The following is a 9,273-nucleotide window of genomic DNA, read 5'->3' as shown; positions in this document are numbered from 1 at the left end:
GATGTGCGGTATCGCCGGTATCCACGGATTCGATGCAGCGGTACCGATTGACCCGCGCGCGCTTGCGGCAATGACCGAAGCCCTCGTGCACCGCGGTCCCGACGACCAGGGCTACCACATGGGGCCCGGCATCGGGCTCGGCTTCAGGCGGCTCTCGATCGTCGATCTGGAAACCGGCAACCAGCCGATCTGGAGCGCCGACCGCAGCGTCGTTTGTATTTGTAATGGAGAGATTTATAATTACCGCGAACTGCGCGCCCGTTTGGAAAGCCGCGGCCACCGTTTCCGCACGCGTTCGGACATCGAAGTACTGCCCGCACTCTATATCGAGCACGGCCTCGACTTCGTGTCGCAGCTGAATGGACAGTTCGCCTTTGCCTTGTATGACGAGCGGCGGCGCCGGCTGGTGCTCGGGCGAGATCACGTCGGGATCGCACCCTTATTCTATACGGAAACCGGCACCGGCCTGCTGTTCGCCTCCGAGATCAAATCGCTTTTGAAGCACGCGGCCACGCCGCGGCGTGTCGACCTTACCGGGCTCGATCAAGTGCTGACGTTTCCGGGGCCGATATCGCCCCGCACCTTATTCCAGGGCGTAAGCAGCCTGCCGCCCGGACATATTCTGGTCGCCGAGGCCGGCCGCAAGCCGCAACTGATTCAGTATTGGGATCTGGACTATCCCGGCGAAACCGAAAACACCGCCGCCGATCCCTCCTCCTGCATCGAATCGCTTGATGCGGCGTTGCGCCAGGCGGTGCGCTATCGCCTGCAGGCCGACGTTCCCGTCGGCGCCTATCTGAGCGGCGGCCTCGACAGCGCGCTGATCGCCGCCATTGCCGCCGACCTCGCACCGAATGAAGCAAGGAACAGCTTCTCGATCGCATTCGCCGATCCTGCGATCGACGAACGACGGTATCAGCAGGTAATGGCGGAGCGGCTGCGCACCCGCCATCACCAGCGCGAGATCAGTTCGGGCGATATCCTCGGTTGCCTCACCGACATCGTGCGCTGCGCCGAAGCTCCGTTGCGGGAATCCTACAACGCGTGTTCGCTTGTGCTGTCGGGGATGGTGCGCGATGCCGGCCTCAAGGTGGTGCTGACGGGCGAAGGCGCGGACGAACTGTTCGGCGGCTACATCGGATATCGTCTCGACCTCGAGCGCGGCCGCAACAATGGCGGTCATGACGTGGCCGACATGCTGGAAGCGGAAATGCGCACCCGTTTATGGGGCGCGTCCGACTTCTTCTACGAAAAGCCGTATTACGCGCTGGGCGAGATGAAACAGGCGCTCTACGCACCACCGCTTGCGGCGCGGCATACGGACTTCGACTGTCTTGCCGAACCGCCGGTCGACCTCGCGCGCCTCGATGGCCGAAGCGTTTTCCACAAGCGTTCCTATGTCGATTTCAAGCTGCGGATGGCCGATCATCTGCTCGCCGATCATGGCGACCGCGTCGCGTTCGCCAACGGCGTGGAAGCCCGCTACCCTTTTCTTGACGTCGGCGTCATCGAATGCGTACGGCAGATCCCGCCGCAACTGATGCTGGAAGGTGGCCGCGAGAAAGCGGTGTTGAAGACGCTGGCGCGGCGCTATTTGCCGGATTCCATTGTCGATCGCCAAAAATTCAGTTTCGTCGCGCCGGCGAGCCCGGCGCTGCTGGAACTGAAATTGCCTTGGGTGGAGGATTTATTGTCGGCGGAGCGGATCCGCCGCCAGGGCTATTTCAACGTCGAGACCGTGGAACGGCTCAAGGCGCAATATCGGCGTCCCAATTTCGCCCTGAGCCAGACTTTTGAGGATGACCTGCTGATGGTGGTCCTGACGTTCGGCCTCTTTCTCGATATTTTCAATCTGCCGCCAGCCTGAGCCCGGAACGTTTCATGCAACGCAACGCTTTCGTCGAACAATTCGAATTGATGGCCGAGACGCATCCGGACGCCGTTGCGGTACGGACATGGGATCGCTCGATCGACTATCGCCGGTTGAACCAGGCCGCCAACCGGATCGCCCATGACATTCTGCGGCGCAGTTCCGCCCAGGCCGGCGAGGTCACGGGTCTGTTCATGGATCCCGGCATCGACTACGTCGCCGGTCTCCTCGGCGCAGCGAAGGCTGGCACCGCGTTCCTGCCGCTACCGCCGGCGCTGCCCGAGCGCCGGCTTGCAACTCAGATGGACAAGGCGGCGCCCCGGCACATCGTCACCGACCCTAGCAATGTCGACCGCCTGAGCGCCGCGCTGGGCGCGACAAGCCGTAAGCCGGAAATTGTGGTTGCGGATACCGCCGCCGATGCCGGACCGGGAACGGGCAATCCGGGCCTGCGGATCGCGCCCGGCGATCCCTGCTACGTGATGTTTACCTCCGGTTCGACCGGCGCGCCCAAAGCCATCCTTGGCCAGCAACGCGGTTTAAGCCATTTTCTGCGCTGGGAAATCGATACGTTTGCCCTCGACGCGAGGTGTCGCTGCTCCTGGCTGGCGCCCTCTACCTTCGACGTCAGCCTGCGTGACGTCTTGGTGCCGCTGATGACCGGCGGCACCTTATGCATTCCCGAGGCCGACACCCGTGTTCTGCCCCACCGCCTGGTTGATTGGCTGGCAGCGACCGGCGTGACCCTCGTGCACATCGTGCCGACCATGCTGCGGATGATCGTGCGGGAATTGCAGCGCCGTCAGGTCGCAGAGCGGCCCTTTCCGGCGCTCCGGCATTTGCTGGTCGCCGGCGAACCGCTGCTCGCAGGGGACATCCGGGCATGGCGCGAGATCGCCGGCACCGAAGCCGAGGTGGTCAATCTCTATGGGCCGACCGAGACGACGCTGGCGAAGATGTTTCATCGGATCACCGCACTGCCGGAAGATCCAGGCAAGATTTTGCCGGTCGGACTGGCCCTCCCCAACACTGCCGCACTGATCGTCAACGGAAACAGGCTGTGCCGCCCCGGAGAGATCGGCGAAATCCATATCCAGACACCCTATCGCTCGCTGGGTTATCTCGGCGAGCCCGAACTCACCGCCGCAAGTTTCATCTTCAATCCGCTCAGCAATGAACCGGACGATGTCGTCTACAAGACCGGCGATCTCGGCCGCTACCTTCCCGACGGCGCGGTCGAGTGCCTCGGCCGCATGGACAACCAGATCAAGATCAACGGTGTGCGGATCGAGCTTGCAGAAGTCGAGGCCGCGCTGCGCGGCGTCGCCGGCATCGATCAGGCCGTGGTGGCCGTGCATGCCGGCATCAACGACCAGCCATGCATGGTCGGTTATTACACGCGAAGCGACAACTCGACGGAGGCGTTGGCGACGGCGGCCATTCAGGCCGAGATGAATCGCACGCTGCCGGCGGGCATGCAGCCGCACTTCTTCATGGTGCTGGCCGAACTGCCGCAGACGATCAGCGGCAAGGTCAACCGCAAGGCGCTGCCCCGGCCCGACGAGCTGATCCACCAGCGCATTCCCTTTGTCGCTCCAGAAGGCGAGCTGGAGCAAGGAATCGCGCGGGTCTGGAGCGAGTTGTTCGGGATCGCGCGAGTCGGCGCGACGGCGGCGTTTCGCGAACTCGGCGGTGATTCGCTGAAAGCCATCCGCGCGGTGATGCGGATATGGGAGGAAACCGGCGTCGAGATCGCGCTGAAGGATTTTTTTGAGCGATCGACAGTCCGCGATCTCGCCGCTTTCATCGCGCTGCACCGAAACAGCGGGTCGGTGTTGCCGATCCCTCGCCTGGAAAAGGCGCGGTCCTATCCGACGTCGCCCGGCCAGCAGCGGCTCTGGCGGCTTGATCGCATGGGTATTGCGGCGACCGCGTACAATCTTGCTGAAGCGTATCTGCTGGAAGGCGCGCTCGATGCCGCCGCCTTGGAACAGGCTTTCACGATCCTTATCGCGCGGCACGAAGCGCTGCGGACGACGTTCGGCGAAGACGACGGAGAATTGCGGCAGGTCGTTCAGGACCATCTGCCGTGGCAGATCGAGCGGCATGATCTTAGCGAGCGGCCAGATGCGGCCGACGCCGCATCGCAGTTGGCCGAAGCCGAGCGCAATCGCGCATTCGATTTGGCGAACGGTCCGTTGCTGCGCGTTGGCCTCGCGCGGCTACCCGCCGCATCCGACGGCCGCGAACGGCATCTGTTCCTGTTCAATATTCACCATATCGTCAGCGACCTCTGGTCGCTCGATGTTCTGGTGCGCGACCTGGCGCAGCTCTATCGGGACTGCCGGCGGGGCAAGCCGCTGCAGCCGGAGCTGCCGTTGCAGTACCGCGACGTCGTGGCCTGGCAGAAGCAACGCCAGGCGGCGGGTGAATTCGCCACCGCGCGGAACTACTGGATCGAGCGCTTCCGTACCCCGCCGGGGCCCTTGGAGCTGCCGGTCGACCGGCCGCGGCCGCCGCTGCAGAGGTTCAACGGATCGACCGAGAGATTCGAGTTCGGTCCGGAGCTGAGCGCGGCATTGGCGGGACTCGCCGAGCGCCGCGGCGTTACGATCTTCGTGCTGCTGACGGCATTGCTCAAAGCCCTGCTGCATCGCTACACCGGGCAACGCGACATCGCAGTCGGCACCACCACGGCGGGTCGCGACCATCCCGCCATGGCGCCATTGATCGGCTATCTGGCCACGACCGTCGTTCTGCGCGACGACGTGGATTCCGCGGCGCCGTTTGCCGGCCTGCTGAGCGCGGTGGCGCGGACGGTGGCGGAGGCCCAGCAGCATCAGAACTATCCATTCGATGCACTGATCGGCGAGCTCGCGTTGGAGCGCGACATGAGCCGCTCGCCGCTGTTCGACGTCATGATCATCGAACAGGCGTTCGACGCGGTGGACCTCGTTCTGGACGGTATCGCGGCTTCGCCCTTCGGCCCCCAGAACGCCTGGGCGTTCAGCCGCTACGACATGGTTTTTCACTTTCAGCGCGCCGGCGACGGCTTGGTGCTCGACCTCAATTACAACACCGACCTGTATGACGCTCCGCGCATCCGGCGCTGCGGCGAGCACTTCCAGCAGTTGGCGTGGAGCGCAACGCTCGCTCCGGATTCCGAGGTGGGCGATCTGTCGCTGCTGACCGGGGCCGAGCACGGCGCCATCGCGAAATTCGAACAGGGTCCGGTGGTCGAGCGACCGGCCCCGGCAACCATCACATCGTGTTTCAGCGCCGCCGCCGCTCGTTTCTCCGATCGCGCGGCGCTGGCCGAACCAGGCAGGGAAATCAGCTACGGCGCGCTTGCGACGATTACGGACGATCTCGCGCTGCATCTTGCCGGCGCGCTGGGTATCGTTCCCGGCGACCGGGTGGCGGTGCTCGCGGAACGCAGTATCGCATCGGTCACCGCCATGCTCGCCATCGTCAAGGCTGGAGCCGTCTATGTTCCGATTGATCCGGCGCTGCCTGCGGCGCGGATGGTCGCGATGGCACGTCGTGCAGACTGCCGGCTCGTGCTCGCAGACCCGGCGCTGCGCATCGCCACACCCCGCCTCGGCGTGCGAACGGTACTGATCGACGATTTGATCGCTGCTGCGCACCCCCGCCCGAACAGCGAAGCATTTAAGGACCGCAGCGCCGCGCGTGACGTCGCCTATGTGATCTTTACATCCGGATCTACCGGCGAACCGCGGGGCGTGATGGTGGAGCACGCCGGTTTCGTCAATATGTCGCTCGGGCAGATCGAAGCGTTGGGGCTGGACGCAACCGACCGCGTGGTGCAATTCGCCTCGCCGTCATTCGACGCGTCGCTGGCGAACATGTTCATGGCGTTGTTCGCCGGGGGTACCGTCCTGCTGCCGCCGTCATCCGCGCTGCAGTCGCTGCCAGTTTTCCTGGAATACCTTGCCGTCAGCAAGGCAACCGTCGTCACCCTGCCCCCGACCTACCTGCGCGCTTTGGAGCGCGCGCAGCTCTCGGGCATTCGCACGCTGATTTCGGCGGGTGAAGCAGCGCCATCCGGAGAGATGGCGCACTATGCCACGCAGCTTGCCGCCTTCAATGCCTATGGACCGACGGAATTTTCCGTCTGCGCCACGATGCACGCCGTCCACTCCGGCCTGCAGCCGCCGCGCGTTCCGATCGGGCAGCCGCTGCCGAACACCAGCCTGCATATTTTCGATGCGCGCCTGCGGCGGGTTCCGATCGGTATCGACGGTGAAATCTTTCTCGGCGGCCTCGGCGTGGCGCGCGGATATCAGAACGAGCCCGAGCAAACAGCGGCGAAATTCGTCCGCCATCCGGACACCGGGGCGCGGCTCTATCGGACCGGCGACCGCGCCCGCTGGCTGAGCGACGGCAGCGTGGATTTCCTCGGCCGCCGCGACGAACAGGTCAAGGTCTCCGGCCACCGGATCGAACTCGGCGAGGTCGAGCAGGCGATGCGTGCGGTCGAGTGGCTCCGCGACGCGCATGTAGCTCCCCATCTGCGCGGCGACGGCTCGACTGCCCTGATCGGTTATTACGTGCCCGAACCGGTGCTCGAACTGTGGCCCTCGATTGCCGAATTCTTCGTCTACGATGACGTCACCTATGGCCGGATGGCCGCGGACGAAAACCGCAACCGGCGCTACCGCACGGCCTTCGCCCGGCATCTTCCGGGCAAAGTCGTCGTGGACGTGGGCACCGGACCGATGGCCATTTTGGCACAACTTGCGGTTGCGGCAGGAGCACGCAAGGTCTACGCGATTGATCTGCTCGAGCAGACCGCCGCCGCGGCGCGCCGGACGGTCGCCGAGCTCGGACTGTCGGATCGGATCGAGGTTATACAGGGCGACGCGGCCGCCATCACACTGCCGGAGCCTGCCGACTGGTGCATCTCAGAAATCGTCGGCGCGATTGGCGGCTCCGAAGGCGCTGCGGCGATCATCAACGGCGCCCGCCGGCTGCTGGCCGATCCCGCCAACATGCTGCCGCGGCGCAGCCTCACCTTGATTGCGGCCGTCAGCATTGACGACGATGTCGCATCGCGAGGCTTTTCGGATATTGCGGCCCATTATGTCGAACGCATCTTCGAAGCGGTCGGCCGTCCGTTCGATCTTCGTCTATGCCTCAAGAATCTGCCGGACGAGGCCATCGTCTCGACCGAAGCGCCGTTCGAGGATCTCGACTATACAAAGGAAGTCCCGCTGAACGACGAGCATCGGATTGTCCTTCGCATCACGCAAGCGAGCCGGATCACGGGCTTCGTGGTCTGGCTGCGATTGTTCGTGGACACCGATTTGGTGGTCGATATCCTGGAAAGCCCTGCGAGCTGGATTCCCGTCTACTTGCCGGCGCTGCCGCAAGGTATCGATGCACGCCCCGGTGACTGCATCAGGCTCAATGTCGAGCGGCACGCAAGCTTCACGGGCCGCAACCCCGACTTCCGGATAACGGGCGTCATTGAGCGTCCCGGGCGGGAAAGCGTCGAGGTGGATTGGACCAGCGCACACATTGCCGACGGCTTTCGCCATGCTCCTTTTTACGAGCGGCTATTCGCCGAAGGCCGGATCCCGCGATCGCCTAGCCGGTCGGTCGTCGATCTGCGACGCGCCCTCGGCGAACGCCTGCCGCCCTACGCGGTCCCCGCGTTCCTTGTGGAGATCGACCGAATTCCCATGACGGTCAACGGCAAGGTCGACCGGACCGCCTTGCCGCTGCCGCTGGCGAGTGCTCAGGCACGGCGACGGCCGCCGCGCTCGAAAGCGGAACTCGCGGTCGTTGAAGCCTGGCAAAAGGTGCTGGAACGAGAAGAAATCGGGCTCGACGATGACTTCTTCCAGCTCGGCGGTGACTCAATTCACGCGATCCGGATCGTCTCGGAATTGCGCCTGCACGGCTGGCGCACGGAAATCCGCGATGTCTTCCAGAATCCCACACCCGAACATTTGGCGGCGACCGCCGTGAGCGTCGCGGCGGACGACGCTCGCTTTCCGGTCATCGGCGAGGTCCCCTTGTCGCCGATCCAGCGCTGGCTGTTCGACACTACGCAAAGGACTCCATCGCATTTCAACCAGGCGGTCGTGCTGCGCAGCGACGCTGCGTTCGATACCGGCGCGGTTGCCGCCGCGCTGACGGCGCTGTGGCGCCAGCACGACGCGCTGCGCGCGAAGTTCAATCGCGAGGGCGGTACCGTGATCCAGGTCATTGGCTCGCCGGACCCGGTCGAACTGCTCGAACTGCTGCCGAATGGCGAAGCGCTGGCAAAGGCAGCGGGTACGGCGCAGGCCGGATTCTCATTGAGCCAAGGTCCGCTAATGAAGGGGTTGCTTGCATCCGGCCCTGCCGGTGGCGAACTGCTGCTGATCGCCCATCATGCCATCGTCGATGCGGTTTCTTGGCGCGTGTTGATCGAGGACTTCGCGACCGCTTATGCTCAGGCCCACGATGGCGTGGCGCCTGATCTCGGACCGCTATCCACATCGGTGGCGCAATATGCATCCGCACTGCAGCGTTTGGCGACGCAAACCGACTGGAGCAGCCGAATTCACTACTGGCGCACCGTCAGTGTCCCCCCGGCGCTGCCGGCCGATTTACCCGTAGTCGGCGTGCCGATGTTCGGCGACCTTGAACAGGTTTCTCTGGTCCTCGATCAGGACCGGACTGAAGCGCTGCTCGCAAATGCACAGCGGGACTGGGGGACCGGGACCGAGGAACTGCTGCTCGCAGCGCTCGGGTCTGCAGTAGCCCGCGTCTTCGAACGCAACGCGGTGCTGGTCACCCTGGAAGGACACGGCCGCGAGGCACCCATCGACGGCGACCTGGAATTTCCGGATCTCGGCCGCACCGTCGGCTGGTTCACCAATTTCTTTCCATTGCTGCTGACGCGCACCGACGCCGCTGTCGCGCAAACGATCGAGGAGATCCACTCCGCCTTGCGGCGGATGCCCGATCGCGGGCGAACCTATGGTTTGCTGACGCGGCATCCATCCGGACCGAAGCTCCCGGCTGTGACCGGTCAGATCGGATTCAATTTCCTGGGCAATTTCGGCGCAAGCCGGATAAGGCCGGCTCTTTCGGTCGACTGGAACGCACCCGGCGGAGCGATCGCGCCAGACATGCCGCGGCCGCATGCCCTCGACGTTATAGCGATGGTGACGGATGGAAGACTCGAACTGACCATCGATTTCGACAAGCTCCGGTATCGGCGGCAGACCGCCGAGCGCCTGCTTTCGGCGATCGTCGAGACGCTGACTGCAATTGCCGAAGGAGTTACGGACCACGCCGGCCATGCGCGGGCGAAAGATTTCACCTACGGCCGATTCTCGGCCGACCAGATCGACCAACTCCTGGAGGCAGACTGAAGTGGCGGCGCT

Annotated in this window: 2 protein-coding genes; both read left to right on the top strand. The window is 64.3% G+C overall.

Features of this window, described 5'->3' with window-relative positions; all coding sequences use genetic code 11:
• Position 1 precedes the first annotated feature (1 nt).
• Positions 2-1,867: an asparagine synthase (glutamine-hydrolyzing) gene (gene asnB / locus ACFE72_RS14985; protein ID WP_375413896.1), complete on the top strand. Its 1,866-nt coding sequence runs from the start codon at positions 2-4 to the stop codon at positions 1,865-1,867.
• Positions 1,868-1,881: 14 nt separating this feature from the next.
• Positions 1,882-9,261, top strand: a complete 7,380-nt coding sequence (locus ACFE72_RS14980) for an amino acid adenylation domain-containing protein (RefSeq protein WP_375413895.1) — start codon at positions 1,882-1,884, stop codon at positions 9,259-9,261.
• The last annotated feature ends 12 nt before the right edge of the window (positions 9,262-9,273 follow it).

This window comes from uncultured Bradyrhizobium sp., from assembly GCF_964252615.1.
GTDB lineage: Bacteria > Pseudomonadota > Alphaproteobacteria > Rhizobiales > Xanthobacteraceae > Bradyrhizobium.
Note: the sequence above shows the minus strand (reverse complement) of the source record. Positions and strands in the feature narration are given on the sequence as shown.